The organism is Actinoplanes sp. NPDC051411 (assembly GCF_040682075.1).
In the GTDB taxonomy this organism is placed as follows: domain Bacteria; phylum Actinomycetota; class Actinomycetes; order Mycobacteriales; family Micromonosporaceae; genus Actinoplanes.
The window spans coordinates 12,987-34,943 of record NZ_JBFBAD010000076.1 but is presented as its reverse complement, the minus strand read 5'-3'; the positions used below and the strand labels follow the sequence as shown (position 1 = coordinate 34,943).

Genomic DNA, 21,957 nt, shown 5'->3' with positions numbered 1-21,957 from the left:
ATGACTGCCACTGCCCAGCTGTCAAGTGTGATCGACGTCCTCATCGCGGACGACCACCCGCTCTACCGCTCAGGCGTCAAGGGTCTGCTGCACGGCGCGAACCGATGTCGTGTCGTCGGTGAGGCGGCGACCGGTCGGGAGGCCGTGTCGATGGCTGAACGCCTCCAGCCGAAGGTGGTCCTCATGGATGTCAACCTACCGGTCATCAACGGCATCGAAGCGACCAAGGCGATCGTGCACCGATGCCGGCGTACCGCCGTGATCATGGTGACCATGCTGGACGATCGCCAGACGTTTCTCGCCGCCATGCGCTCCGGGGCGCGGGGGTTCCTGCTCAAAGGCGCCGACGGCAACGAGCTCAACCTGGCCATCGAGACCGTCGCCGCCGGAAGCATCCTTTTCGACCCACATTCCACGGGATGGGTGATCGAACACCTGACCAACCCGCCGGCGGACCAGGTGCCGTTCCCGGAACTGACGTCCCGGGAACGCGCGGTCCTGGAACTGATCGCCGACGGCAAGGGAAATGCCGCGATCGCCCGTGATCTCGGGCTGAGTATCAAGACCGTGCGTAACTATTTATCGCGTATCTTCGCGAAGCTGCGGCTGGCCGACCGAACCGAGGCGGCCGTTCAAGCCCGCCGGGCGGGGCTGGGCCACTGAACCTCCTGCGGTCACCATCCACCTCGGACTCCTGGCCTGGTTCCCGTTGCGGGACCGGGCCTTTTGCTGTCTCCTTCTCTTTCGCCCGAGGCCAGTTACCTATGCCGGTCAGGACGGGGGCCTCACGACAGTGGGACGCGCCCCGACGAGTCTGATGTCACGGCCCCATAAACATCAGACCGGCTCGAGGGAATGGCATGCATAGAACTCTGATCGTGGCGAAGATCGATCCAGCCGCCGAGGCGACCGTGGCCGATATCTGGCAGCAGTCCGATGCCACCGAGCTGCCTCACCTGGTCGGCGTGCGGCACCGCTCTCTGTACCGGCTCGGCGACCTCTACGTTCACCTGCTCGATACTGATGAGCAGGGACCGGCGGCGATCGAGCGGGGCCGGCGGCACCCCGAGTTCCGGCGGATCAGCGCTCGGCTCGACCCCTACATCTCGCCCTACCTGGCCACTTGGCAGTCGCCCGCCGACGCCCAGGCCCAGTGCTTCTACCGATGGAGCCCGCAGCCGCAGGGCGGCGGGCGATGAGCGCCGGGACAGCGTGGACGCACTGCGCGGGATGCGGTGCGCTGCTGTACGGCAAGAAGCTGAGCCGCAACCTGTACGTCTGCCCCCACTGCGAGCACCACCACCGGCTCACCGCGCCGGAACGGATCGCGCAGCTCACCGATCCCGGTAGCTTCCGGCCGCTGGCCGGCACCGTGCTCGCCACCGATGTGCTCGACTTCGCCGACCGGCGGCCGTACCGGGACCGGCTGGTCGATGCCCGGCGTGCGACGGGGCTGAGTGACGCCGTGGTGTGCGGCACGGCCCGCCTGGCCGGCCTGCCGGTCTGCCTGGCGGTCATGGACTTCCGGTTCATGGGCGGCAGCCTCGGCGTCGCAGTGGGCGAGATGATCACGCGGGCCGCCGAGCAGGCGCTGACCACCCGGATGCCCTTGCTGATCGTCACGGCCTCCGGTGGCGCCCGGATGCAGGAGGGCGCGCTCGCGCTGCTCCAGATGGCGAAGGTGAGCCAGGCGATCGGCGCGCTGGGGCGCGCCGGGGTGCCGACGGTCAGCCTGGTCACCGACCCGACGTACGGCGGGGTGGCCGCGTCATTCGCCACCAACTGCGACGTCATCCTGGTCGAGCAGGGCGCCCGGATGGGCTTCGCCGGACCGCGGGTGATCGAGCAGACCCTCCGGAGGAAGCTGCCGGACGACTTCCAGACCGCCGACTTCCTGCTGGCGCACGGGCAGGTGGACGAGGTCCGGCCGCGCCGCGAGATCCGGGACTGGCTCGTCGCCCTCCTGCGCGCCCTGCAGCCCGCCGAGTCCGTCGCGCCCGAGCCGGCCGGCACCGACGTGCTGGTCCGCGACCCGGGCGCGCTGGAGGCGGCCGACGCGTGGGCGACCGTGTCGCTGGCCCGGGACACCCGCCGGCCGACGGCACTGGACTACCTGCGTTCCGCGTTCGACGGTTTCGTCGAGTTGCGCGGCGACCGCTTCGGCGAGGACTGCCCGGCCATCGTGGCCGGGTTCGCCCGCCTGGCCGACCGCCCGGTCGCGGTCGTCGGGCAGCAGAAGGGCCACCACACCAAGGAGCTGGTCAGCCGCAACTTCGGCATGCCGCAGCCGGCCGGGTACCGCAAGGCGCTGCGCGTCATGCGGCTCGCCGCCAAGCTGCACATCCCCGTGGTATCCCTGGTGGACACGCCCGGTGCGTACCCGGGCGCCGAGGCCGAAGCGAACGGCCAGTCGTTCGCCATCGCCAGCAACATCCTGGCGCTGTTCGACCTCGACACCCCGGTGGTCACCGCGGTCACCGGCGAGGGCGGAAGCGGTGGCGCACTGGCGCTCGCCGTCGCCGACCGCGTGCTGATCGCGGAGCACGGAATCTACTCGGTGATCAGTCCCGAGGGATGCTCGTCGATCCTCTGGGGCGACGCCGGGGTGGCCGAGACCGCGGCGCGCGCACTGCACCTGACCGCGGGCGACCTGCTGCGGTTGGGCGTGGTCGACGCGGTGGTGCCCGAGCCCGTCGGTGGAGCCGGCGGGGATGCCACGACCATGATCGAGAACGTCGGCGCCGCGCTGGCGCACACGTTGGCCGAACTGTGCGCGCGCCCGGTCGACGAATTGCTGCACGAGCGGCGGGCCCGGTTCAGGCAGATCGGCGCCGACGGCTTCACCACGGCGCGGGCGGACGAGGCGATTGTGGTCCGCCCGGCGCCGGCCGGGCCGCGGACCCCGCGCCCGGCGCTGACCGCGGCCGGCAAGGCGGTGGGGTGATGGACCCCGACACACCGCCCGAGGCGACCCTGGTCGCGCTCTCGGCCCAGCTCAGCCGGATCGCGAAGGATCTGCCGGGCCCGCTGCGCCGGGTTCGCGTACACGCCGGCGACACAGCCGTAGAGGTGGAGTGGCAGGAGGCCACCGCCGCTGTGGCAGCGGCTCCCGCGCCGCCGGCCGCCGCCGTGCCGCCGGACACCCCGGCGGCCCGGCCCGCCGAGGGCGAGCCGCACGCCGCCGTTCCGGTCGCCGGTGAGGCCGTGCTCGCCTCGCCCATGGTGGGCACCTTCTACCGCGCCTCCGGCCCGTCCGAGGCGCCGTTCGTCGATGTCGGCGACACAGTGGAGGAGGGACACACGGTCGGCGTCATCGAGGCGATGAAGCTGTTCAACCCGATCACCGCGGAGATGCCCGGGGTGATCAAGGAAATTCTCGTCCGGGACGCCGAACCGGTCGAGTTCGGACAGCCGCTGATCCGGATCGCGGTCGGCGCCGACGGCCTCGGGGCGGGGTGACCGGCGATGTTCGGAAAGGTTCTCATCGCCAACCGCGGCGAGATCGCCGTCCGGGTCGCTCGCACGCTTCGGGAGATGGGCGTCCGTACGGTCGGGGTGTACTCCTCGGCCGACGCCGACCCCACGGTGCTGCGGCATTTCGACGAGCGCGTGCGCATCGGGCCGGCCGCGCCGGCGCGGAGCTATCTGAACGCCGCGGCGGTCGTAGAGGCGGCGCTGCAGACCGGCGCCGAGGCGATCCATCCCGGCTACGGCTTCCTCTCCGAGGACCCGGACTTCGCCGAGGTGTGCGCCGAGGCGGGGCTCACCTTCATCGGCCCGGCACCGGAGCAGATGGCCCGGCTCGGCGACAAGTCGTCGGCCCGGCGCCTGTTCCGCGATGCCGGTCTGCCGTTGCTGCCCGGCGGCGTCGCCCCGGCCGCCACGATCGCGCAGGCGCGGGCGGTCGCCGGTGAGGCCGGCTACCCGGTGATCATCAAGGCGGTCGCCGGGGGAGGCGGCAAGGGTATGCGGGTGGTGCATGGCGAGCCCGAGCTCGAAGACCAGTACCGGCTGGCGCGAGCGTCGGCCCGGATGGTGTTCGGCGACGACCGGGTGTACCTGGAACGCTATCTCGCCACCGCACGGCACGTCGAGGTGCAGGTGCTGTGCGACGGCCGCGGGAACGGCGTACACCTGGGGACCCGGGACTGCTCGGTGCAGCGGCGTCACCAGAAGCTCATCGAGGAGGGCCCGGCGCCCGCCCTCAGCCCGGCCACGCTCGAATCGATCACCGAGTCGTCGGTGGCGGCGGTACTGCAGCTGGGCTACGCCGGTGTCGGCACCTTGGAGTTCCTGGTCGACGCGGACGAGAAGTTCTACTTCATGGAGATCAACACCCGTATCCAGGTGGAGCACACGGTCACTGAGGCGATCACCGGCATCGATCTGATCCGGGAACAGGTGCTCGCCGCGGCCGGGCAGCGGCTGCGGCTGCGGCAGCAGGACGTGACGATCCGCGGCGTTGCCATCGAGTGCCGGGTCAACGGCGAGGACCCGGCCCGCAACTTCGCCCCGACGCCCGGACGGATCGACGTCTTCCACCTGCCGGGCGGCCCGTTCACCCGGGTGGACACGCACGCGTACGCGGGATATGTACTCGGCCCCCACTACGACTCGCTCCTGGCGAAGGCCGTGGTCTGGGCGCCGGACCGGGAGGGCGCGCTCGACCGGATGGACCGCGTGCTGGCCGAGTTCGAGGTCACCGGGCCGGGCGTGCGGACCACCATCCCGTTTCTCCGCGAGGTCCTCGCCGACGACCAGTTCCGCAAGGCCGAGCACGGCACCGGACTGGTCGACCGCCTGGCGCCGGACGGCCGCTGGACCCAGCGCTCCTGACCCACCGAGCGTTCCCGGTCACCCAGCGTTCCCCGCCACCCAGCGTTTCCGACCATCCAGCGCCCCTGACCGTTGACGTCCGAAGGAAAGGAAGCCCCATGACCACATCGGAGCAACAGGACATCGATCGTGACCTCCGGCGGATTCTCGTCAAGGCCGCAGGCGTGGACCCCGCCTTGCTGACCGACCCCGGTGACCAGTCGCTGGCCGGTCTCGGTATGGACTCGCTGGCCGCGATGGAACTTCAGGCGGTCGTCAAGACCGAGCACGGCGTGCAGCTGCCCGACGAGCTGCTCGAGCGCACCGTGCCGGAGGTCGCCGAGTTGATCCGCACCGGCCGGACCGGGAAGGGGCGGTGAGATGGCCGGGCACACCGAGAACAGCATCGACATCGCGGCACCGCTGTCGCTCGTCTGGCGGATCACCAACGACGTGGCCAACTGGCCCGACCTCTACACCGAATACGCCAAGGCCGAGGTGCTGAGCGACGACGGAGACACGATCACCTTCCGGCTCACCATGTACCCGGACGAGAACGGCGTCGAATGGAGCTGGGTGAGCGAGCGGATCCTCGACGCCGAGCGGCAGGAGGTGCGCGCCCGGCGGGTCGAAACCGGTCCGTTCGAGTACATGAACATTTTCTGGAGCTACCGGGACACGGGCGACGGGACCCGGATGACCTGGAAGCAGGACTTCCACATGAAGCCGGCGGCGCCCGTCGACGACGCGGCCATGACGAACCGGATCAACACCAACTCGGCGGTCCAGATGAAGGTGATCAAGGACCGGATCGAGCAGATCGCGCTCAAGGAGAAGCAGAGTTCATGACCACAGTGACGAACAAGGTGATCTCGTGGCGCGACCAGCCGGCGAACACCCGTCGCGGTGCCGAGATCCGGGTGGTACTCGGGCCGGCGACGGTGGGCAGCACATCCGGCTTTCTCGGCGTGGCCACCTTGCAGCCGGGCGAGGCCATCGCCGAGCACTACCACCCGTACAGCGAGGAGTTTCTGTACGTGACGGGCGGTGAGCTGACCGTCGATCTGGACGGCGAGGCCATCGTCGTCCGGTCGCAGCAGGGCATCCTCATCCCGGTCAACGTCCGCCACCGGCTGCGCAACCCCAGTGCCGAGGTGGCCAACGCGGTGTTCCACCTGGGGCCGCTCGCGCCCCGGCCCGAGCTCGGTCACGTCGACACTGAGAGCGCCGCCGACGCTTCTCGGCGTGCGGCGGAACCGGCATGACCGCGCCGATGCGCCGGCGGACGGTGGTCACCGGGATCGGCGTGGTGGCGCCGGGCGGCGTGACGCGCAAGGCGTTCTGGTCGCTGCTGACTGACGGCCGTACGGCCACCCGCCGCCCCACGCTCTACGATCCCTCGCCGTTCCGGTCCCAGGTCGCAGCCGAGTGCGACTTCGATCCCACCGCGGCCGGGCTCAGCGCCACCGAGATCGCCCGCAACGACCGCTACATCCAGTTCGCCCTGGCCGCGGCGGCCGAGGCGCTGAGCGAGAGCGGCCTCGAGCTCGACGGCGAACTCGCCGACCGTACCGGTGTGGTGCTGGGCTCGGCCGTCGGCGGGACGATGCGGCTGGAGCAGCAGTACGTGGCGGTCAGCAACCATGGCCGCGACTGGCTGGTCGACCCGGGCCGGGCCAAGCCGTTCATCTACGAGGCCCTGGTGCCCAGCAGCCTCGCGGCCGAGGTGGCGATGCGCTACGGCACGCACGGGCCGGTGCAGGTGGTGTCGACCGGATGCACGTCCGGCATCGACGCGATCGGGTACGCCCACCAGCTGATCCAGGACGGCGAGGCGGATGTGGTGATCAGTGGAGCGGCCGATTCCCCGCTCTCGCCGGTGACCGCCGCCTCGTTCGACGCGATTCGCGCCACCACCCCGGACAACGACGACCCGGCGCACGCGTCGCGGCCGTTCGACCGCGACCGGCACGGGTTCGTGCTGGGCGAGGGTGGTGCGGTGCTCATCCTCGAGGAGCTGGGTCACGCGCTGCGTCGCGGGGCACCCATCTACTGCGAGGTCAACGGGTACGGCGCCCGCAGCAACGGCTTCCACATGACCGGCCTGCGCCCGGACGGCCGGGAGATGTCGCTGGCGATCGACGACGCGATGAACCAGGCGCGGCTGAATCCGGAGGACGTGTCGTACATCTGCGCGCACGGCTCCGGGACCAAGCAGAACGACCGGCACGAGACCGCCGCGTTCAAGCGGTCGCTGGGCGACGCCGCGTACCGGACGCCGGTGAGCTCGATCAAGTCGATGATCGGGCATTCGCTCGGCGCCATCGGGGCGATCGAGATGGCGGCCTGCGCGCTGGCGATCGAGAGCGGCACGGTGCCGCCGACGGCGAACTGGGCCAACCGCGACCCGGAGTGCGATCTGGACTACGTGCCGAACACCGCCCGGGAGCTGCCGGTCGACGTCGCGCTCTCGGTCGGCAGCGGCTTCGGCGGCTTCCAGTCGGCGATGCTGTTCGGCCGGTTCAGGGACGGGTCATGAGCCGCCGAGCGGTGATCACCGGGCTCGGTGTGATGGCGCCGAGCGGTGTCACGGCCGAGGAACACTGGTCGACCGTCGCCTCGCGGACCAACCGGTTGGACCGGATCAGCGCCTTCGACGCGAGCGGCTACACCACCACCGTGGCCGGCGAGGTGCGCGGTCTCGACGACCTGACCCGGGACATCCCGAACCGTCTCACTGTGCAGACCGACCGCTGGACCTGGATGGCCTTCGTCGCGGTGGAACGGGCGCTCGCCGACGCGCGCCTCGACCTCGACGCCGAGGATCCGTACCAGGTGTCGGTGGTGCTGGCCAGCTCGTCCGGCGGCAACCACTTCGGACAGCGCGAGCTGCAACGGTTGTGGAGCCAGCCGGAGCGGACCGTGGGGGCGTTCCAGTCGATCGCCTGGTTCTACGCCGCGACCGTCGGGCAGCTGTCGATCCGGCACCAGGCCAAGGGGCCGAGCAACGTGCTGGTGGCCGAGAGCGCCGGGGGACTGGACAGCCTGGCGCATTCGGCCCGGCTGATCGCCCGGGGCGTCGACGTGGTGCTCGCCGGTGGGCTGGAGGCCCCGCTCAGCCCGTACGCCCTCACCTGCCAGTTGGGCAGCGGCCGGCTCAGCCCGGTCGCCGATCCGGCCCGTGCCTACCTGCCGTTCGATGCGGCGGCAAGCGGATACGTCCCCGGTGAGGGCGGCGCGGTACTGGTCGTAGAAGAGCTCGAGCACGCCGTCGGCCGCGGCGCGACGATCTACGCCGAGGTCGCGGGCTGGTCAGCCACCCACGACGGTGTGCTGCCCGGCGGCCCCGACGGGGTGCCACATCAGCAGTACGCCCGGGCATTGCGCGAGGCGATCGGCAACGCGGGACTCGCTCCGGAGGACATCGACCTGGTCGTGCCGGACGCCCAGGGCGTTCTCGACCAGGACCGGGCCGAGGCGGCGGCGATCCGGGCCGTCTTCGGCCCCGCGCGGCCCCCGGTCAGCAGCGCCAAGTCGCTGATCGGGCGGCTCTACCAGGGCGGCGCCGCCCTGGACGCCGCCACGGCGGTGCTGGCCATGCGGGCCGGGCAGATTCCGGCGCATTCCGGCACCGGCCGGCCGGCCGAGGGTTGCGACCTCGACTTCGTGGCCGGCACTCGCCCAGCCCGTCTGGAGGCCGCATTGATCGCCGCTCGCGGCTACGGCGGTTACAACAGTGCGGTCGTGCTGCGCCGGCATCCCGGAACGGCCGCCGACAACGGAAGGACAGCGTCGTGACGATGAGAACGACCGAGCGCGCGCGGATCATTTTCCTGATCCGGGTGCCGGAGGAGCGGACGGTCGACTTCCTCCAGGCCTACGAACAGATCCGGTACGCCGTCGCCGACGGGGTGCCCGGGCACATCACCGATCAGGTGTGCCGGTCCAGCACCGACCCCGAGCAGTGGTTGATCACCAGCGAGTGGGAGTCTCTCGCCGACTTCGCGGCCTGGGAGGACGGCGAGGACCACCGCAGCCTCGTGCGGCCGATGCGGGTCTGCATGTCCGAGGCGCGGTCGATGCGTTTCGTCATCCAGGCCGAGACCTCCGGGCACCGCCTGGCCGGCAGCATCGGGAGGAGGGCATGAGCACGCTGGTCTCGGTGCTCGGCATCTGGGTGCTGACGTCCGCGGCCGTTCAGCTCGGCACTCTGTGGATCATGAAGTTGTCGATCCTGCCGATGCTCAACACGCTGCCGTACGACCGGTACGTCACGGTGTGCCACCTCATCGACATGCACGTGTTCCATCCGATCGCGGTGTGGAGCGGCGTGATCGCCGCCGGGGTAGGTGTCTGGGCCGCCATCGCCTCGGGCAACGCGCTGGTGGCGACGCTCTTTCTGATCGGTTCGGTCGGGATGGTGGTCGTCGGCCTGGCGTCCGAGGGCGTCAACCGGCCGATCTGGCGGCAGATCGAGGTCTGGAGTCCACGCCGTCCGGCCGAGGCCTGGGCCCGTAAGCGCCGGGTCTGGCACAACGCCCACCAGGTCCGTACCTATGCGGCGGTCGTCGCGGTCGGCGCCTACGCCGCGGCGATGCTCGGCGTGGTCGTGTGAGGGGGCCGGCATGAAGGTGGTGGTGATAGGAGCGGCCGGCCGCACCGGCCGGCTCGTGGTCGGGCGCGCGCTCGCCGACGGCCACCGGGTGATCGCGGTGGTCCGGCACCCGGAGACCATGCCGGTCGAGCACCCGGACTGCGTGGTCGTCCGCGGGGACGTGCTCAAGCCGGAAACCCTGGTCGACCCGCTGGCGGCCGCCGAGGCGGTCTTCTACCTGGCGGCCGAGCCCGGCCGGGCGACCTCGGTGACCCGGTCGTTCGGGATGGCCCACGTCGTCGACCTGGTCCGCGACAGCGGTGGCACGGCGCGCGTCTTCGCGGTCTCCCCGAGCGCGATCGACGTGAGCGCGTCGGCGTCGCTGTGGCGCCGGCTGAGCGTCCGCATGGTGATCGACAAGGTGCTGCGCAACCGGTTCCTGGACCACGAGCGGACCGAGGATGAGTTGCGCAACGGCGGTGTGAGCTGGACGGTGGTGCGAGTCCGCGGGCTGATCGACGGCCCGGCGGGCCGCTATCGCACCGAGGTGGGCAACCACATCGCCGGCGAGCGGCCGGTGAGTCGCGGTGACCTGGCGGACTTCCTCGTCAAGGCGTTGACCGACCCCGACCTGCGGGACCGGGTGGTCTCCCTCAGCGGGGACTGACCGCGGAACGCCGCATACGCAAGGAGGGCCCCGCCGGAGCGGGGCCCTCCTCGTTGTGCTGGTCAGCGAGCGTCGGCAACCGCCTCGCTGAGCAGCTTGATCTGATCGGGATCGGCCGAGCAGGGCGCCATGATGAGCTCGTCGCAGCCGGCGGCGGCGAAATCGCGCACGGTCTGCCGAACCGCGTCGGCGCCGATGGCGGCGGCGTTCACGACAGCCTGCGCGTACGGCGGTGCGAAGCCGTAGTAGTCGCGCAGGTACGCGTTGGCCAACTCGTCGGCCCGGTCGCCGAGGCTGAAGTAGACCAGCGCGTACGTCCGCGGCCGGCCGTCCCGGCCGGCGCGGGCCCACTCGGCCCGGACGGCGCCCGAGCCCTTCCGGAACATGCCGAGCCCTCCGCTGCCGCTGATCCAGCCCGAGCCGCTGTTGGCGGCGCGCCGGATCGCGGCCGGCGAGTGGCCGCCGAAGACCATCGGCGGCCCGCCGTGCCGGGTGGGCGTCGGGCCCACCCCGCCGGCGAACCCGCGGCGTTCGCCTGCCCACAGCCGGCGCAGCTCGTCGATCTGCGCGTCGAGCCGGCTCCCACGGCCGGCGTGCGGGGTGCCGCTCGCCGCGAAGTCGTCCGGGCGGGACCCGACCGCCAGCCCCAGGGCGAGCCGCCCGTCGGAGAGGCGGTCCACCGTGGCCACCTGCTTGGCCAGCAGCGCGGCGTTGGTGTGCAGGGGGGCGATCAGAATCCCGGTCATGAGCTTGACCCGGCTCGTCACGGCGGCGGCCGCGGCGAGCACGGTCAGGCTCTCGTAGTTGTCGTAGACCAGCCGGTCCAGCGTGGCCAGCGTGCTGAAACCGGCCTGTTCCGCCTCCGCCGCCCAGCTGACCAGTTCGTTGCCGCTCACGCCGGGAACCGTGTTCGGGATGCCGATGCCGACCTCCATACCGGCGCCGTCCTCCCGCCCGCCCTGGGCGCTCACGCGTCGGCCAGTGGCTCGTCGTGCCGGCGGGACAGGACACACTCCAGCGACGCGTCCCGGAAAAACGCCTGGGCGCCCTGAGGTGTGCGCATGTCCCTCTTCGCGGCCAGGTGGTCCTCGAGCTCCACCTCGAAGGCGCGCACCGCCGGCTGCCGGCTCATGTGTGCGGCGACCAGGGGCAGCGGGCCTTCGATCTCGATGACCCGCACCGCCATCTGTTTGCCGACGAACGCCATCGTGCCCAGCAGACGGCCGATCACCCGGCCGTTCTCGTCGCGGACGTCGAACTCCGGCCGCCCACTGGTGCGGAACAACTCCTTGACCTTATCCTCGCTGCCCGGCTTGAGCGGGTAGAAGAGGGCGTTCCATGTGCTCATCTCGAACTCCTTCACTGGCTGGCGGTGACGCCGCCGTCGACGTACAGGACCTGTCCGGTGACGAACCCGGCGGTGGGGGACAGCAGATAGAGAACCGCGCCGGCGATCTCCTCGGGCTCGGCGAAGCGGCCCAGCGGGATACGCCCGCGGACCGACGCCACGAACGCCGGGTCGCGGGTGGCGTCCTCGACGAAGTCGGTGGTCACGAAGCCCGGCGCGACCGCGTTGACCGTGATGCCCTGCCCGCCCCACTCCGCGGCGAGCTGCTTGACCAGCAGGTTCAGGCCGGCCTTGCTGGCGCCGTACGCGGAGAAGCCCCGGCGGGCCCCGACCGCGCCGCGGACCGACGACAGGTGCACCATGCGCCCGCCGCCACCGGCCGCGATCATCACCCGGGCCACCCGCTGGGAGAGGAGGAAGGCGCCGGTGAGGTTGGCGTCGATGATCTGGCGCCAGGTGGTCTCGTCGAACCGTTCGGCCGGTTGGACCTCGAGCTTGCTGGCGCAGTTGATCAGCGTGTCCAGGCCGCCCAGGGCCTCGGCGGAGGTGGTTACGGCCGCGTCGATGCTGGCCGACGAGGTGATGTCCATCGCGACGCCGACGGCCGGCACGCCGGACGCGGCCAGCCGCGCGGCCAGTTCCCCGGCCTTGTCCTCGGACCGGCCGGCCACCGCGACCGCGCTGCCCAGGGCGGCCAGGCCGGTGCAGATCGCCGTGCCCAGGCCGCCGTAGCCGCCCACCACGAACGTGCGCCGGCCGGCCAGTGGTGCGTTGACTTCGGTCATGTCCCCTCCGTGCCGGTGAGTCCGAACAGCTCGCGAGCGTTGCCTTCGCGGATCCGTCGCCGCTCCTGCTCGTCGCGGGCGACGCTGTCGACCAGATCGAGCGCCTGCTCGACCGGCGCGGCCTGCGGCGGCGAGTCGGTGCCGAAGAGCAGTCCGCCGGGGCCGAAGACCTCGAGCGCGGCGGCCAGGGCCAGCCGCGACGGGGTGGCGGTATCCACCCGTACCCGGCGCAGTTGCTCGGCGATCGGCGACGGCGGCCCGGCCGATGGTCGGCCGGACGGTGGGCCGGACGGCGGGCCGGCCGTCCGGTGCCAGGCCAGGTCGAGTTTCTCGCGCAGCAGGGCCAGCGCGCCGCCCGCGTTCGGGGCGATCAGCTTCAGCTGCGGATATTTCGTCAGCCAGCCCGCGAACAGGATGGCGGCGACCCCGGTCGTGATGTCACACGGCCGCGCGACGTGCTCGATCATCCCGAGATGCCCGTTCAGGGCGGGGCTGCCGACGGGTTCGGCCGGCGGGTGCAGCAGGATCGGACAGCCGGTCTCGGCGGCCAGCGCGAAGACCCCCTCGGCCTCCGGCGCGTTCAGGTACCGGCCGCGCACGCTGGTGTTCACGATCAAGCCGACGAACTCCTCCTGCTGCAGCCGCTTGGCGACGCGGGTCAGGTGGTCGTCCTCGGCGTACGGGTTGACGTAGGCGTACGCGCGCAGATGCCCGGGATGGGCCCGGACGGTCTCGCCGAGCCACTCGTGGAAGGACTCGATCCGGTCGGCGGGCTGGTCGTAGTTGTCCAGCCCAGGCATCGGGACCATGGTGCCGACACCGACCGGGCTGCCGACGATGGTCAGGTCGATGCCGGCCGCCGCCTTGCGGGCGATCATGCCCTCGACGTCGCCGAGGCTGGCCGGCATCGGGAATCGTTTCAGCAGTTCCGGCGGCGTGACGTGGCCGTGGACGTCGATTGTCATAGCGTCCTCCGGTCAGGCGCGCGGCGGGCCGAGGACCTTGCCGCCGAACCGTTCCACCGAGGCGATGATCTCGCCGAAGTCGGGGAAGTCGGCGGGGTCGAACGCCGGGGTGGTCAGGCTCTCGGCCGGCTTGCCGGTCTCGAAGAACCAACCGTCGAAGCCGCCCGGCGTGCCCAGCACGAGCCACCGGGCGGTCGGCGACTCGACCTTGTACGAGTGCGGCAGGCCGCGCGGCGCGAACACGGTGGAGCCCACCGCCGGGCGGTACATCACGCCGTCGATCTCGATGCTCAGCTCCCCGTCGAGGACGTAGAACGTCTCGTCCTCCCGGCTGTGCACGTGGATCGGCGACGCGTACCCCAGGTTGGATGTCTGCTCGGCGAGCCAGAACGCATTGCCGGTCTCCTCGCTGGTGGCGCGGAACTGCAGCAGCGCCCCCATGTGCCAGATCGCCCGGCCCTCCTCAGGCCCGGTCAGATACGGCTTCGCGTCGGACATGTGGTCTCCCTCGAACGGGTGGTGCGGACGGTCGGAAACCCTGAGACTCGTCCGTCCGCTTCCTCCGCACAGGAGCACCGCACATCGCTCGGCGGGGAAAAGATCCGGGTCCGGATGGGCGGTGCGACCCGGTGCGGCGGGGCGATCGGCGTTCCCAGCCGGCGCGGGACCGGAGACTCACGACGCTGGGCACCGGCGGCAGCAGGGTGATCCGTGCCGCTGAACCGCGAGGATGAGGGTGAGTCATGGACAGGCAACGCATCGGCTTCGTCGGTCTGGGTGTGATGGGCTCCGGCATGGTGCGCCGGCTGCTGGCCGCCGGCTTCGAGGTCGCGGTGTTCAACCGCAGTGCGGACAAGGCGGCCGAGCTGGCCCCGCTCGGCGCCCGGCTCGCCGCGTCACCGGGCGAGGCCGCGGCCAGCTCCGATGTCGTGCTGATCAGCGTCGCGACCGCGGACGCGGTGCGCGCCGTGCTCACCGGCGACGACGGCGTACTGGCGGCCGCGGCTCCCGGCACCGTGATCGCCGATCTCAGCACGGTGTCGCCGGACGCGGCCCGCGAGTTCGCCACGATGATCGCCGGCGCCGGGCACCGTCCCCTGGACGCGCGCGTGCTCGGCAACGGCCGGCACGCCGAGCAGGGCGAGCTGCGCTTCATGATCGGCGGCGAGGCGACCGATGTGGACGCCCTCAAGCCGGTCCTCGACGTCCTGGCCAAGGACGTCGTACACCTGGGCGGGCACGGGCTCGGTGCGGTCGCCAAGGTGGCGCTCAACATGCTGATGGGCGTCCAGCTGCAGGCCATGTCCGAGGCGGTCGTGCTGGGCGTACGGGCCGGGCTGAACCGCGAGCAGCTGATCGAGATGATCGTCGCGAGCGGCTACAGCTCGCCGATGATGCGCTTCAAGGGACAGGCCATGCTCCGGCGCGACTACCAGCGGGCCGACTTTCGGCTCTCGCTGATGCGCAAGGACCTGATGCTCGCCATGACCGAGGCGCAACGGCTGGCCGTTCCGCTGCCCGCCGTGACCGCCGCGTACGAGATGCTCACGGCCGCCCTGAACGACGGATCCGGCGAACTGGACTGCGCGGCCGTGCTCGGCCAGGTGGAGAAGGCCGCCGGGATCCAGCGCTGAGGGCCAGGTCGGGGAACGGGGGTGATATGCGGGTCGCGGTGTTCGGAGCGACCGGCGGCACCGGCCGCACCTTCCTCCACCAGGCCGAGGCCGCGGGTCATCGGGTGACCGCGCTGGTACGCCGGCCCGGCGGCCTGCCCCGGTCGGACGCGGTCCGGGTCGTGCGGGGCGATGTCGGCCAGGCGGACGCGGTCCGCGAGGTGGTCCGGCACGCCGACGTGGTCGTCTCCGCGCTCGGCATCGGCATGCACCGGCACGCCACCACCGTGTACTCGATCGGCACCGCGGCCATCCGGGACGCGATGGCCGCCGAGGGCGTCGAGCGGCTGCTCGTCGTCTCCACCACCTCGCTGCAGGTGCCGAGCCCGCGCCGGACGGCCGAGTGGATGGTTTCCCGCATGCTGCACGTGATCCTGCGCGCCCCGTACGCCGACATGTCGCTGATGGAACGCACCGTACGCAACAGCACCCTGCAGTGGACACTGGTGCGCGCGGCCCGGCTGACCAACGGCCCGGCGACCGGCCGCTACCGCGTGGCGTATGACGCCAAGTTGGCCGGCGCCTGGTCGATCTCCCGGGGCGACGTCGCCGGTTACCTGCTCACCCACCTGACGGCGCCGGACACCTACCGGCGGACGGCCGAGCTGGCCTATTGAATCCATCGATCCTGACCGGAGGACCACAATGCAGGCCAATCAGGTCTTTGTCCGCAGCCGGGAGCTGTCCGGCGCGCTGGAGCTGCGGACCGTCCAGCTACCCCCGCCGGCAGCCGGTGAAGCTCAGGTACGGGTCGAGGCCGCCGGCGTCTCCTACGGCGACCTGCTCCAGCAGCGCGGTGTCATCCCAGGCGGGCCCAAACCGCCCTTCGTGCCCGGGTTCGAGGTGGCCGGGACCGTCGAGGCGATCGGGCCGGGGGTGACCGGCGTACGCCCCGGGCAGCGCGTGGCCGCGCTGGTGAAGGTCGGCGGCTACAGCAGCGCCCTCAACCTGCCGGCCGAGCGGCTGGTGCCACTGCCCGCCGAGGTGACCGCGGTCGACGCGGCCGCGGTCGCGCTCAACTACTTCATCGCGTGGCAGATGCTGACCCGAGTGGCCGGTGTGACCAGCGGCGACCGGATTTTGGTGCACGGCGCGTCGGGCGGGGTGGGGGTGGCGTTCCTCCAGCTGGCCGAAACGATCGGCGACGTCACGGTGTGGGGCACCGCGTCCGCGCGCAATCTTGATGTGGTGCGCTCGTACGGCGCCGCGCCGATCGACTACCGCACGGAGGACTTCGTCGCGACGATCAACGCGGCCGGCCCCGGACTCCAGGCGGCCTTCGACCCGATCGGGGGACCCCATTTCCGGCGTAGCTACTCGCTGTTGGCCCGAGGCGGCACGATGGTCGGCTACGGACAGAACAGCGCGCTGCGCAACGGCCGGCGCAACCTCGCGGTGGGCGCGGCCGGGTTCCTCGGCGGCATCGTGGCGCCCAAACTGGTTCCGGACGGCCGCCGGACGGCCTTCTATAACGCCTGGTCACTGGAGAAGTCGCAGCCCTCCGCGTACCGGGTGGACCTGGGCCGGGTGCTGGCGATGCTGAGTGGCGGGCAGATCGCGCCGCGGGCGATCACGGTCTTCCCCCTGGCCAAGGTGGAACAGGCGTTTCACCTCCTCGAGGATGGCGCCAACAGCAAGATAGTGCTCAGTGGGTGACTGGTGGTCGCAATGCGGCCCCTAGACTCCCGGGCATGACGCGTGCACCGGCCGAGCACGGTGGCGACCGCCCCGCGACGCGGCCCGGGTGGTGGCCGGCCCGGCTGATGGCCGGCCTCGGTCTCGGCATCGTCACCCTGTTCGGAGTGTTGATCGCCCAGATCCCTCAAGTCGGCGGGCGTTACGACATCCGGCATCTGGACGTCTGGGGCGCCCTGTTGATCGTCATCGCGGTCACGCTGACCGTGCGGCTGCTCGGCAGTGCCCCACTGCCCTCGCTGGTCGCGGCGCTGCTGCTGGTCAACGGCTATTTACTGCTGCACTATCCGTACGGCCCGGTGCAGCTCTGCATCGTCGTCGCGATGTACGAGGTGGCTCGCCGCCGCCGGTTCGTCCCGTCGTTACTGATCTGCGGCCTGGCCGCCGTCGTGACCTCGGGCACCATCTACGTTCGGCTCCTCAGCGACGTGAACCTGCCGTGGGTGCTGGCGCTCGCCTGGGTCGGCTGGCTGGTCGTCCCGTGGCTGCTCGGCGCCCTCATGCAGACGGTCGCGGCGGGACGCGAACGCTCCCGCCGGCTCCTGATCGCCCAGGGCGCCATGGGGGAGCGGGCCAAGCTCGCGGCCGAGGTGCACGACGTGGCCGGGCACGGCTTCGCCCTGATCGCGATGCAGGCCGGTGTCGCGCTGCTCGACTTCGACAGCAGACCCGCCCAGAGCCGCCGGTCGCTGGAGGCGATCCAGACGACCAGCGGGAAGTCGCTGAGCGAGCTGCGCGCCATGCTGGACACCTTCCACGACGAGTTCCGCCCGGTCCCGGCGGCCGAGCTCGCGCCGCCGGCCGAGGCCGGTGCGGGCGACGAGGTCGGGCTCTGTGGTCTGGTCGACCTCATCACCCAGGTCCGGGCGGGCGGGCTGCCGGTGCGGCTGGACGTGCACAACCTCAGCCGCGAGCTGGACGCGGAGACCGACTCGGTGTTCTACCGGGTCGTGCAGGAGTCGCTGACCAACGTGCTCCGGCACGCCGGGCCGACGACCGCCGAGGTGGCCGTGGAACAGTGCGAGGAGACGCTCGTGATCCAGGTCCTGGACCGTGGGCGCGGTGTAGCGGTCGAGCCGGACGGCTCGGCTCGCGGTCTGGCCGGCATGCGCCGGCGGGTCGAGGCGGTCGGCGGTAGCTTCACCGCCGGCCCACGCGAGGGCGGCGGTTTCCGGGTGGAAGCCCGGCTGCCGATGGCGAAGGGTGCCGCATGATCCGGGTTGCGCTGGCGGACGACCACGAACTGGTCCGGATGGGCCTGAGAGCGCTGATCGACCGCGAGGACGACATGGAGGTCGTCGGCGAGGCGAGCAGCGGCATGGAGGCCATCCAGCTGCTCAAGCGGTCCGGTCCGGACATCCTGCTGCTGGACATCCGGATGCCCGGGCTCGACGGGCTGGAGACGCTGCGCCGCATCCAGGCCGATCCCGCGATCGCCGGCACCCCGGTGATAGTGGTGACCACGTTCGAGGTGGACAGCTACGTGTTCCTCGCCCTTCAGGCGGGTGCGGCCGGGTTCATCCTCAAGGACGCGGTGCCGCAGGAGCTGGTCCGCGCCATCCGGGTGGTGTCGGCCGGTGAGGCGATGCTGTCGCCTTCGGTCACCCGTCGCGTGATCTCGCTCTTCGCTCAGCAGACCGCCGTCGACCCGGCCCTCGACCCGAGCCTGGACGAGCTCACGGAGCGGGAACGGGAGATGGTCGCCTGGGTGGCCACCGGATCCTCGAACGAGGAGATCGCCGCTGCGCTGTTCGTCAGCCCGGCGACGGTGCGTACCCACGTCAGCCGGGCGATGGTCAAGCTCGGCGCGCGCTCCCGGGCCCAGCTCGTGGTGATAGCGGTCCGGGTCGGCCTGACCGTGCCGCGCTGAGCGGTACCGCCGGATCGGGGGTGGCGACTCGCGCCCAGGTCGGGAGCTGACCCGGGAGCTGGACGCGAGTCGCCGGCAACGGCGCAGCGGACGGGGGATCACGACGCGCCGTTGGCTTGGGGGAGGCGCTCAGCTGACGTCGCGCCGGCGCAACAGCTGGCCGCACGCTACGGCGAAGACCGCGATGTAGACGCCGAGCACGATCGCGGCCTGTGCGCCGCCGACCGCGTCGCTCACCCCGGGGGTGCCGCCGGGATCGCCCTGCGACGGTACGCCGAGCGCGGCGGCCACACCGCCCGCGTTCGTCCCGGGAAGCACTTTCTGCAGCCCGTCGAGGAAGCCGATCGAGCCGGCGAACAGGCGCAGCAGCGTCTCCACCGCGAGCGACCAGACCAGGCCGAGGCCCACGGCGAGGGCGGTGCCGCGCGTCACCACGGCCAGGAACATGCCGAACAGGGCCCACATTCCGACGATCAGCCACGCGCCGAGCACGCCGCGGATCAGGTCGCCGACGCCCGGCCAGTCCACCGGCCGGTCGGCGAGGCCGGCCACCAACCGGGCGGCCGGGGCGTCGAGCAGAAACGTGACCAGCACCAGGCCGAGCAGCACCAGCATCAGGACGACGACCTTGCCCAGCAGCACCTGAGCCCGCGCTGGGCCCGCGGTGAAGATGACCCGCAGGGTCTGCCAGCCGAACTCGCTGCCCACCATCAGCACGCCGAGGATCAGGGCCAGCGCGCCGGCGAAGAGGGGATAGCCCTGAACCGCCGCGGCGACCAGCTCATGCGGCACTGCCTGGGCGATCGGGTCGTCGCCCGCGGTGGCGGCGGCCGGGGTGCCGGCCTCGCCGCGCCAGCTCAGATAGGGCAGCAGGTAACCGAAGAGCAGCGCGAGGATCAGCCACACCGCGCTGATCAGCCACGTCGCGGTGCGCTTGCGCAGGAGGAACCACTCGGCCCGGAGACTCGCGGTCATGACGTGCCCTTCCGTTCCCCGGCGGGCTCGAGAGCCGGCTCCTGGGTGACCTCGAAGAAGATGTCCTCCAACGAGCGTTCCTGCCAGCTCAGCCCGGACACGTCCACCCCGGCGGTGACCAGCGCGCGGTTGACCCGGGACGCGTCGTTGTCGCCGGCGAGCAGACTCAGCTGCCCGTCGACCACGCTCACCCGGTCGGTCCCGAGGACCCGCCCGGCCACCTCGCGCGCCTGTTCCAGCGGCCGGGCGGCGACCGTCAGCCGCCGGCCGCCGCGCAGCTCGTCTACCGTGCCCTCGCGGACCATCCGGCCCGCGGCGATCATGCCGACCCGGTCGCACACCTGCTGGACCTCGCCGAGCAGATGGCTGGAGAGCAGGATCGTGTGCCCGGCATCGCTCAACCGGCGCAGTGAGCCCCGCATCTTGGCGATGCCCGCCGGGTCGAGGCCGTTGGTCGGCTCGTCGAGGATCAGCAGCGGCGGATCGGGGAGCAGCGCCGCGGCCAGACCGAGCCGCTGCTTCATGCCCAGGGAGTAACCCGCGAACCGGGCCCGCCCGCTGCTGGTGAGCTCGACGAAGTCGAGAACCTCGTCGACCCGGGAGTCCGGGAGGCGCCGGTAGCGGGCGAGAGCCCGCAGGTTGTCCCGGCCGGAGAGGTACGGGTAGAAGGCGGGGGACTCGATCAGCATCCCGATCCGGCGCAGCACGGACGGCGAACCCGGCGACCCGTCGAGCACGCGGACGCGGCCGGCGGTGAGCCGGACCAGCCCGAGGATGATCCGCAGCGTCGTGGTCTTTCCCGCCCCGTTGGGGCCGAGGAACCCGTACACCTCACCGCGCCGGACAGTCAGGTCGATGCCGTGCAGCACCTGCCGCGACCCGTACCGCTTGGTCAGGCCGGACGCCCGGAGCACCGGGTCGGGTATCGCGTCGCTCGATGTCTGACTCACCGGATCAGCGTGCCCGCCGCCCGGCCGCGGGCGCATCCGACGGCGAGAGTCCTCGACGTACGTCGTCCGTCGTACGCCGGCGTCGCTTCCGAGGGTCCCCCGAGGTCCGGCCCGGCCGCGAATCCCGCGCCCCTCAGGACGGACGACCCACGCTGGTGGGAAGGCGGTCTGCCAGGCTTTCCGCACCGGGGCCGACGTGCCACCGGGGAGCCGGATCGAGAAGAGGTGGACGTGGACCGTCTCGAAGAGGCCATGACCGGCAGCGAGCAGGCGCCGTGGTGGCCGGGCCTGTGGCGGTCGCTGGACTCGTTACAGCAACCGGACTGGACCGGCCCCGAGCTGAGCCGCATCGTGCGGCTGCTCGCCGCGCTGCCCCCGCTGGTCGCGCCGGCCGACGTCAGTACGCTGCGGCACCAGTTGCGCGAGGTGCAGGCAGGCCGGGCGTTCGTGCTCCAGGGTGGCGACTGCGCCGAGCACCTGGGCCGGCGAGCCGTGCTGGACGCGCAGGCCAAGTACCGGCTGCTGGGACGGATGGCGGCCACGATCAGCGAGCGCACCGGGCTACCGGTGGTGACCATCGGGCGCCTGGCTGGGCAGTTCGCCAAGCCCCGCTCGCGCCCGGTCGAAGAGGTCGGCGGGCGCCTGCTGCCCGCCTTCCAGGGCCTGCTCGTCAACGGGCCGGAGGCCACCGACGCCGCTCGCGCTCCCCGTCCGGGCCGGCTGGTCGAGGCGTACGCGACGGCGCGGGACGTGCTCGAGCTGCTGGCCCGGCTGGCCGGGCCGGGGTCGACGCGGGCGAGTGCCGTACCGGTCAACAATTGGCTCGGCGCGCGCGGCTGGTCGGCCGATCCGGTCCCGCTGAGCGCCGAGGGCGCGGCCTACGGGCGCACTTCCCGGGTGCGGGACCAATGGATCCATCGTGGACTGTGGGCGAGTCACGAAGCGCTGATCCTGGACTACGAGGAGCCGTTGGCCCGCCGCGACCCGGAGACCGGCGAGTGGTACCTGAGCTCGGCGCATCTGCCGTGGGTCGGATACCGCAGCAACCATCCGAACGGCGGGCACGTCAGGTTTCTGGCCGAACTGAGCAATCCGGTCGCGGTCAAGGTGGGCCCGGACACCGATCCGGCGGACCTGATCCAGCTCTGCCACCGCCTCGACCCGAAGCGGACGCCGGGCCGGCTGACGCTCGTCTCCCGCCAGGGCGCCGCTCTGCTCCGGTCCCGCCTGCCGCGGCTGGTCGCCGCGGTTCGCGACGCCGGCCATCCGGTGATCTGGATGTGCGACCCGATGCACGGCAACACCGTCCGCACCGCCTCCGGCCTCAAGACCCGGCACTACGACGACATCGCCGCCGAACTGAGCGGATTCTTCGAGGTGCTGACCGGGATGGGCCAGCTTCCGGGCGGGGTGCATCTCGAACTGGCCGCGGACGACGTCACCGAATGCGTCGGTGGGGGAGGCCCGCAGCTCGCCGATCTGCCGACCGCCTACCGGACGCTGTGCGACCCGCGGCTCAACGACGTGCAGGCGGTCGCCCTGACCGAGCTGACCGCCGACCTGCTTCGGACTCCCGGGGCGGGCCGGATGCCGGTGCTGACGGCGGCGGCCCGATGAACG

26 protein-coding genes are annotated in these 21,957 nt (G+C 71.7%); 19 read left to right on the top strand and 7 right to left on the bottom strand.

Annotated features, from left to right (window positions below):
- Positions 1–27 precede the first annotated feature (27 nt).
- The 13 genes from AB0M88_RS34115 (at position 28) to AB0M88_RS34055 (ending at position 10,076) form a co-directional block, all read left to right on the top strand.
- Positions 28–663: a response regulator transcription factor gene (locus tag AB0M88_RS34115; protein WP_364109823.1), complete on the top strand. Its 636-nt coding sequence runs from the start codon at positions 28–30 to the stop codon at positions 661–663.
- 197 nt (positions 664–860) lie between these two features.
- A complete protein-coding gene (locus tag AB0M88_RS34110; protein ID WP_364109821.1) occupies positions 861–1,199 on the top strand; it encodes a TcmI family type II polyketide cyclase in 339 nt (112 codons plus the stop codon).
- The gene (accD, locus tag AB0M88_RS34105) at positions 1,196–2,944 is read left to right on the top strand and encodes an acetyl-CoA carboxylase, carboxyltransferase subunit beta (protein WP_364109818.1); all 1,749 of its coding nucleotides are present in this window, start codon (positions 1,196–1,198) and stop codon (positions 2,942–2,944) included. The genes AB0M88_RS34110 and accD overlap by 4 nt, the downstream gene beginning before the upstream one ends.
- On the top strand, positions 2,944–3,459 hold the full coding sequence (accB, locus tag AB0M88_RS34100; RefSeq protein WP_364109816.1) for an acetyl-CoA carboxylase biotin carboxyl carrier protein: 516 nt from the start codon (positions 2,944–2,946) through the stop codon (positions 3,457–3,459). Before accD ends, accB begins: the two co-directional genes overlap by 1 nt.
- Positions 3,460–3,465: 6 nt before the next feature.
- Positions 3,466–4,836, top strand: coding sequence for a biotin carboxylase N-terminal domain-containing protein (locus tag AB0M88_RS34095; RefSeq protein ID WP_364109814.1), 1,371 nt, complete (start codon positions 3,466–3,468; stop codon positions 4,834–4,836).
- Between the two features lie 98 nt (positions 4,837–4,934).
- Entirely contained in the window at positions 4,935–5,195 is a 261-nt protein-coding gene (locus tag AB0M88_RS34090; RefSeq protein ID WP_364109812.1) for an acyl carrier protein, read from the top strand.
- 1 nt (position 5,196) lies between these two features.
- Complete coding sequence (locus AB0M88_RS34085; protein ID WP_364109809.1) at positions 5,197–5,664, top strand: SRPBCC family protein; 468 nt, start codon at positions 5,197–5,199, stop codon at positions 5,662–5,664.
- Entirely contained in the window at positions 5,661–6,080 is a 420-nt protein-coding gene (locus AB0M88_RS34080; protein WP_364109807.1) for a cupin domain-containing protein, read from the top strand. Before AB0M88_RS34085 ends, AB0M88_RS34080 begins: the two co-directional genes overlap by 4 nt.
- Complete coding sequence (locus AB0M88_RS34075) at positions 6,077–7,354, top strand: beta-ketoacyl-[acyl-carrier-protein] synthase family protein (protein ID WP_364109805.1); 1,278 nt, start codon at positions 6,077–6,079, stop codon at positions 7,352–7,354. Before AB0M88_RS34080 ends, AB0M88_RS34075 begins: the two co-directional genes overlap by 4 nt.
- On the top strand, positions 7,351–8,613 hold the full coding sequence (locus AB0M88_RS34070; protein ID WP_364109803.1) for a beta-ketoacyl synthase N-terminal-like domain-containing protein: 1,263 nt from the start codon (positions 7,351–7,353) through the stop codon (positions 8,611–8,613). The genes AB0M88_RS34075 and AB0M88_RS34070 overlap by 4 nt, the downstream gene beginning before the upstream one ends.
- Before the next feature lie 2 nt (positions 8,614–8,615).
- Complete coding sequence (locus AB0M88_RS34065; RefSeq protein WP_364109857.1) at positions 8,616–8,963, top strand: antibiotic biosynthesis monooxygenase family protein; 348 nt, start codon at positions 8,616–8,618, stop codon at positions 8,961–8,963.
- Positions 8,960–9,430 carry a hypothetical protein gene (locus tag AB0M88_RS34060; RefSeq protein ID WP_364109801.1) on the top strand — a complete coding sequence of 157 codons (471 nt, stop codon included), beginning with the start codon at positions 8,960–8,962 and terminating at the stop codon, positions 9,428–9,430. The genes AB0M88_RS34065 and AB0M88_RS34060 overlap by 4 nt, the downstream gene beginning before the upstream one ends.
- Positions 9,431–9,440: 10 nt before the next feature.
- On the top strand, positions 9,441–10,076 hold the full coding sequence (locus AB0M88_RS34055; protein ID WP_364109799.1) for an NAD(P)H-binding protein: 636 nt from the start codon (positions 9,441–9,443) through the stop codon (positions 10,074–10,076).
- 62 nt (positions 10,077–10,138) lie between these two features.
- Here the strand turns inward: AB0M88_RS34055 and AB0M88_RS34050 are convergent, their stop codons facing one another.
- Genes AB0M88_RS34050 through AB0M88_RS34030 form a run of 5 tightly spaced genes read right to left on the bottom strand, consistent with a single transcriptional unit; the run spans position 10,139 to position 13,672 of the window.
- Positions 10,139–11,047 (bottom strand): LLM class flavin-dependent oxidoreductase, encoded by a 909-nt coding sequence (locus AB0M88_RS34050; protein ID WP_364109796.1) that lies wholly within the window; start codon positions 11,045–11,047, stop codon positions 10,139–10,141.
- The gene (locus AB0M88_RS34045) at positions 11,044–11,424 is read right to left on the bottom strand and encodes a SchA/CurD-like domain-containing protein (RefSeq protein ID WP_364109794.1); all 381 of its coding nucleotides are present in this window, start codon (positions 11,422–11,424) and stop codon (positions 11,044–11,046) included. Before AB0M88_RS34045 ends, AB0M88_RS34050 begins: the two co-directional genes overlap by 4 nt.
- Before the next feature lie 11 nt (positions 11,425–11,435).
- The gene (locus tag AB0M88_RS34040) at positions 11,436–12,209 is read right to left on the bottom strand and encodes an SDR family NAD(P)-dependent oxidoreductase (RefSeq protein ID WP_364109792.1); all 774 of its coding nucleotides are present in this window, start codon (positions 12,207–12,209) and stop codon (positions 11,436–11,438) included.
- The gene (locus AB0M88_RS34035; RefSeq protein WP_364109790.1) at positions 12,206–13,174 is read right to left on the bottom strand and encodes an amidohydrolase family protein; all 969 of its coding nucleotides are present in this window, start codon (positions 13,172–13,174) and stop codon (positions 12,206–12,208) included. Before AB0M88_RS34035 ends, AB0M88_RS34040 begins: the two co-directional genes overlap by 4 nt.
- 12 nt (positions 13,175–13,186) lie before the next feature.
- Positions 13,187–13,672: a cupin domain-containing protein gene (locus tag AB0M88_RS34030; RefSeq protein WP_364109788.1), complete on the bottom strand. Its 486-nt coding sequence runs from the start codon at positions 13,670–13,672 to the stop codon at positions 13,187–13,189.
- A 245-nt stretch (positions 13,673–13,917) separates the two neighbouring features.
- Between AB0M88_RS34030 and AB0M88_RS34025 the strand changes: the two genes are divergently transcribed.
- Genes AB0M88_RS34025 through AB0M88_RS34005 form a run of 5 tightly spaced genes read left to right on the top strand, consistent with a single transcriptional unit; the run spans position 13,918 to position 18,412 of the window.
- A complete protein-coding gene (locus AB0M88_RS34025; protein ID WP_364109786.1) occupies positions 13,918–14,808 on the top strand; it encodes an NAD(P)-dependent oxidoreductase in 891 nt (296 codons plus the stop codon).
- A 26-nt stretch (positions 14,809–14,834) separates the two neighbouring features.
- A complete protein-coding gene (locus tag AB0M88_RS34020) occupies positions 14,835–15,464 on the top strand; it encodes an NAD(P)H-binding protein (RefSeq protein WP_364109784.1) in 630 nt (209 codons plus the stop codon).
- Between the two features lie 28 nt (positions 15,465–15,492).
- Positions 15,493–16,503: a zinc-binding dehydrogenase gene (locus tag AB0M88_RS34015; RefSeq protein ID WP_364109781.1), complete on the top strand. Its 1,011-nt coding sequence runs from the start codon at positions 15,493–15,495 to the stop codon at positions 16,501–16,503.
- A gap of 35 nt (positions 16,504–16,538) precedes the next feature.
- Positions 16,539–17,756, top strand: coding sequence for a histidine kinase (locus tag AB0M88_RS34010; protein ID WP_364109775.1), 1,218 nt, complete (start codon positions 16,539–16,541; stop codon positions 17,754–17,756).
- Complete coding sequence (locus AB0M88_RS34005) at positions 17,753–18,412, top strand: response regulator transcription factor (RefSeq protein ID WP_364109773.1); 660 nt, start codon at positions 17,753–17,755, stop codon at positions 18,410–18,412. Before AB0M88_RS34010 ends, AB0M88_RS34005 begins: the two co-directional genes overlap by 4 nt.
- 129 nt (positions 18,413–18,541) lie before the next feature.
- Here the strand turns inward: AB0M88_RS34005 and AB0M88_RS34000 are convergent, their stop codons facing one another.
- Together AB0M88_RS34000 and AB0M88_RS33995 are read right to left on the bottom strand one after the other, a co-directional pair.
- Positions 18,542–19,387, bottom strand: coding sequence for an ABC transporter permease subunit (locus tag AB0M88_RS34000; protein WP_364109769.1), 846 nt, complete (start codon positions 19,385–19,387; stop codon positions 18,542–18,544).
- The gene (locus AB0M88_RS33995; RefSeq protein ID WP_364109767.1) at positions 19,384–20,337 is read right to left on the bottom strand and encodes an ATP-binding cassette domain-containing protein; all 954 of its coding nucleotides are present in this window, start codon (positions 20,335–20,337) and stop codon (positions 19,384–19,386) included. The genes AB0M88_RS34000 and AB0M88_RS33995 overlap by 4 nt, the downstream gene beginning before the upstream one ends.
- A 231-nt stretch (positions 20,338–20,568) precedes the next feature.
- Here AB0M88_RS33995 and AB0M88_RS33990 point away from each other — a divergent pair, with 231 nt between their 5' ends.
- Entirely contained in the window at positions 20,569–21,954 is a 1,386-nt protein-coding gene (locus AB0M88_RS33990) for a 3-deoxy-7-phosphoheptulonate synthase (RefSeq protein WP_364109765.1), read from the top strand.
- Positions 21,955–21,957 lie beyond the last annotated feature (3 nt).

What these genes read in the sequence shown, in the direction of transcription:
- AB0M88_RS34045 (WP_364109794.1), bottom strand. Translation starts at nt 11,424, where the DNA reads ATGAGCACATGGAACGCCCTCTTCTACCCGCTCAAGCCGGGCAGCGAG.
- AB0M88_RS34065 (WP_364109857.1), top strand. Translation starts at nt 8,616, where the DNA reads ATGAGAACGACCGAGCGCGCGCGGATCATTTTCCTGATCCGGGTGCCG.
- AB0M88_RS34060 (WP_364109801.1), top strand. Translation starts at nt 8,960, where the DNA reads ATGAGCACGCTGGTCTCGGTGCTCGGCATCTGGGTGCTGACGTCCGCG.
- AB0M88_RS34095 (WP_364109814.1), top strand. Translation starts at nt 3,466, where the DNA reads ATGTTCGGAAAGGTTCTCATCGCCAACCGCGGCGAGATCGCCGTCCGG.
- accB (WP_364109816.1), top strand. Translation starts at nt 2,944, where the DNA reads ATGGACCCCGACACACCGCCCGAGGCGACCCTGGTCGCGCTCTCGGCC.
- AB0M88_RS34070 (WP_364109803.1), top strand. Translation starts at nt 7,351, where the DNA reads ATGAGCCGCCGAGCGGTGATCACCGGGCTCGGTGTGATGGCGCCGAGC.
- AB0M88_RS34075 (WP_364109805.1), top strand. Translation starts at nt 6,077, where the DNA reads ATGACCGCGCCGATGCGCCGGCGGACGGTGGTCACCGGGATCGGCGTG.
- AB0M88_RS34110 (WP_364109821.1), top strand. Translation starts at nt 861, where the DNA reads ATGCATAGAACTCTGATCGTGGCGAAGATCGATCCAGCCGCCGAGGCG.
- AB0M88_RS34085 (WP_364109809.1), top strand. Translation starts at nt 5,197, where the DNA reads ATGGCCGGGCACACCGAGAACAGCATCGACATCGCGGCACCGCTGTCG.
- AB0M88_RS34040 (WP_364109792.1), bottom strand. Translation starts at nt 12,209, where the DNA reads ATGACCGAAGTCAACGCACCACTGGCCGGCCGGCGCACGTTCGTGGTG.
- AB0M88_RS34005 (WP_364109773.1), top strand. Translation starts at nt 17,753, where the DNA reads ATGATCCGGGTTGCGCTGGCGGACGACCACGAACTGGTCCGGATGGGC.
- AB0M88_RS34025 (WP_364109786.1), top strand. Translation starts at nt 13,918, where the DNA reads ATGGACAGGCAACGCATCGGCTTCGTCGGTCTGGGTGTGATGGGCTCC.
- AB0M88_RS34055 (WP_364109799.1), top strand. Translation starts at nt 9,441, where the DNA reads ATGAAGGTGGTGGTGATAGGAGCGGCCGGCCGCACCGGCCGGCTCGTG.
- AB0M88_RS34035 (WP_364109790.1), bottom strand. Translation starts at nt 13,174, where the DNA reads ATGACAATCGACGTCCACGGCCACGTCACGCCGCCGGAACTGCTGAAA.
- AB0M88_RS34015 (WP_364109781.1), top strand. Translation starts at nt 15,493, where the DNA reads ATGCAGGCCAATCAGGTCTTTGTCCGCAGCCGGGAGCTGTCCGGCGCG.
- accD (WP_364109818.1), top strand. Translation starts at nt 1,196, where the DNA reads ATGAGCGCCGGGACAGCGTGGACGCACTGCGCGGGATGCGGTGCGCTG.
- AB0M88_RS34000 (WP_364109769.1), bottom strand. Translation starts at nt 19,387, where the DNA reads ATGACCGCGAGTCTCCGGGCCGAGTGGTTCCTCCTGCGCAAGCGCACC.
- AB0M88_RS34020 (WP_364109784.1), top strand. Translation starts at nt 14,835, where the DNA reads ATGCGGGTCGCGGTGTTCGGAGCGACCGGCGGCACCGGCCGCACCTTC.
- AB0M88_RS34080 (WP_364109807.1), top strand. Translation starts at nt 5,661, where the DNA reads ATGACCACAGTGACGAACAAGGTGATCTCGTGGCGCGACCAGCCGGCG.
- AB0M88_RS34010 (WP_364109775.1), top strand. Translation starts at nt 16,539, where the DNA reads ATGACGCGTGCACCGGCCGAGCACGGTGGCGACCGCCCCGCGACGCGG.
- AB0M88_RS34030 (WP_364109788.1), bottom strand. Translation starts at nt 13,672, where the DNA reads ATGTCCGACGCGAAGCCGTATCTGACCGGGCCTGAGGAGGGCCGGGCG.
- AB0M88_RS34090 (WP_364109812.1), top strand. Translation starts at nt 4,935, where the DNA reads ATGACCACATCGGAGCAACAGGACATCGATCGTGACCTCCGGCGGATT.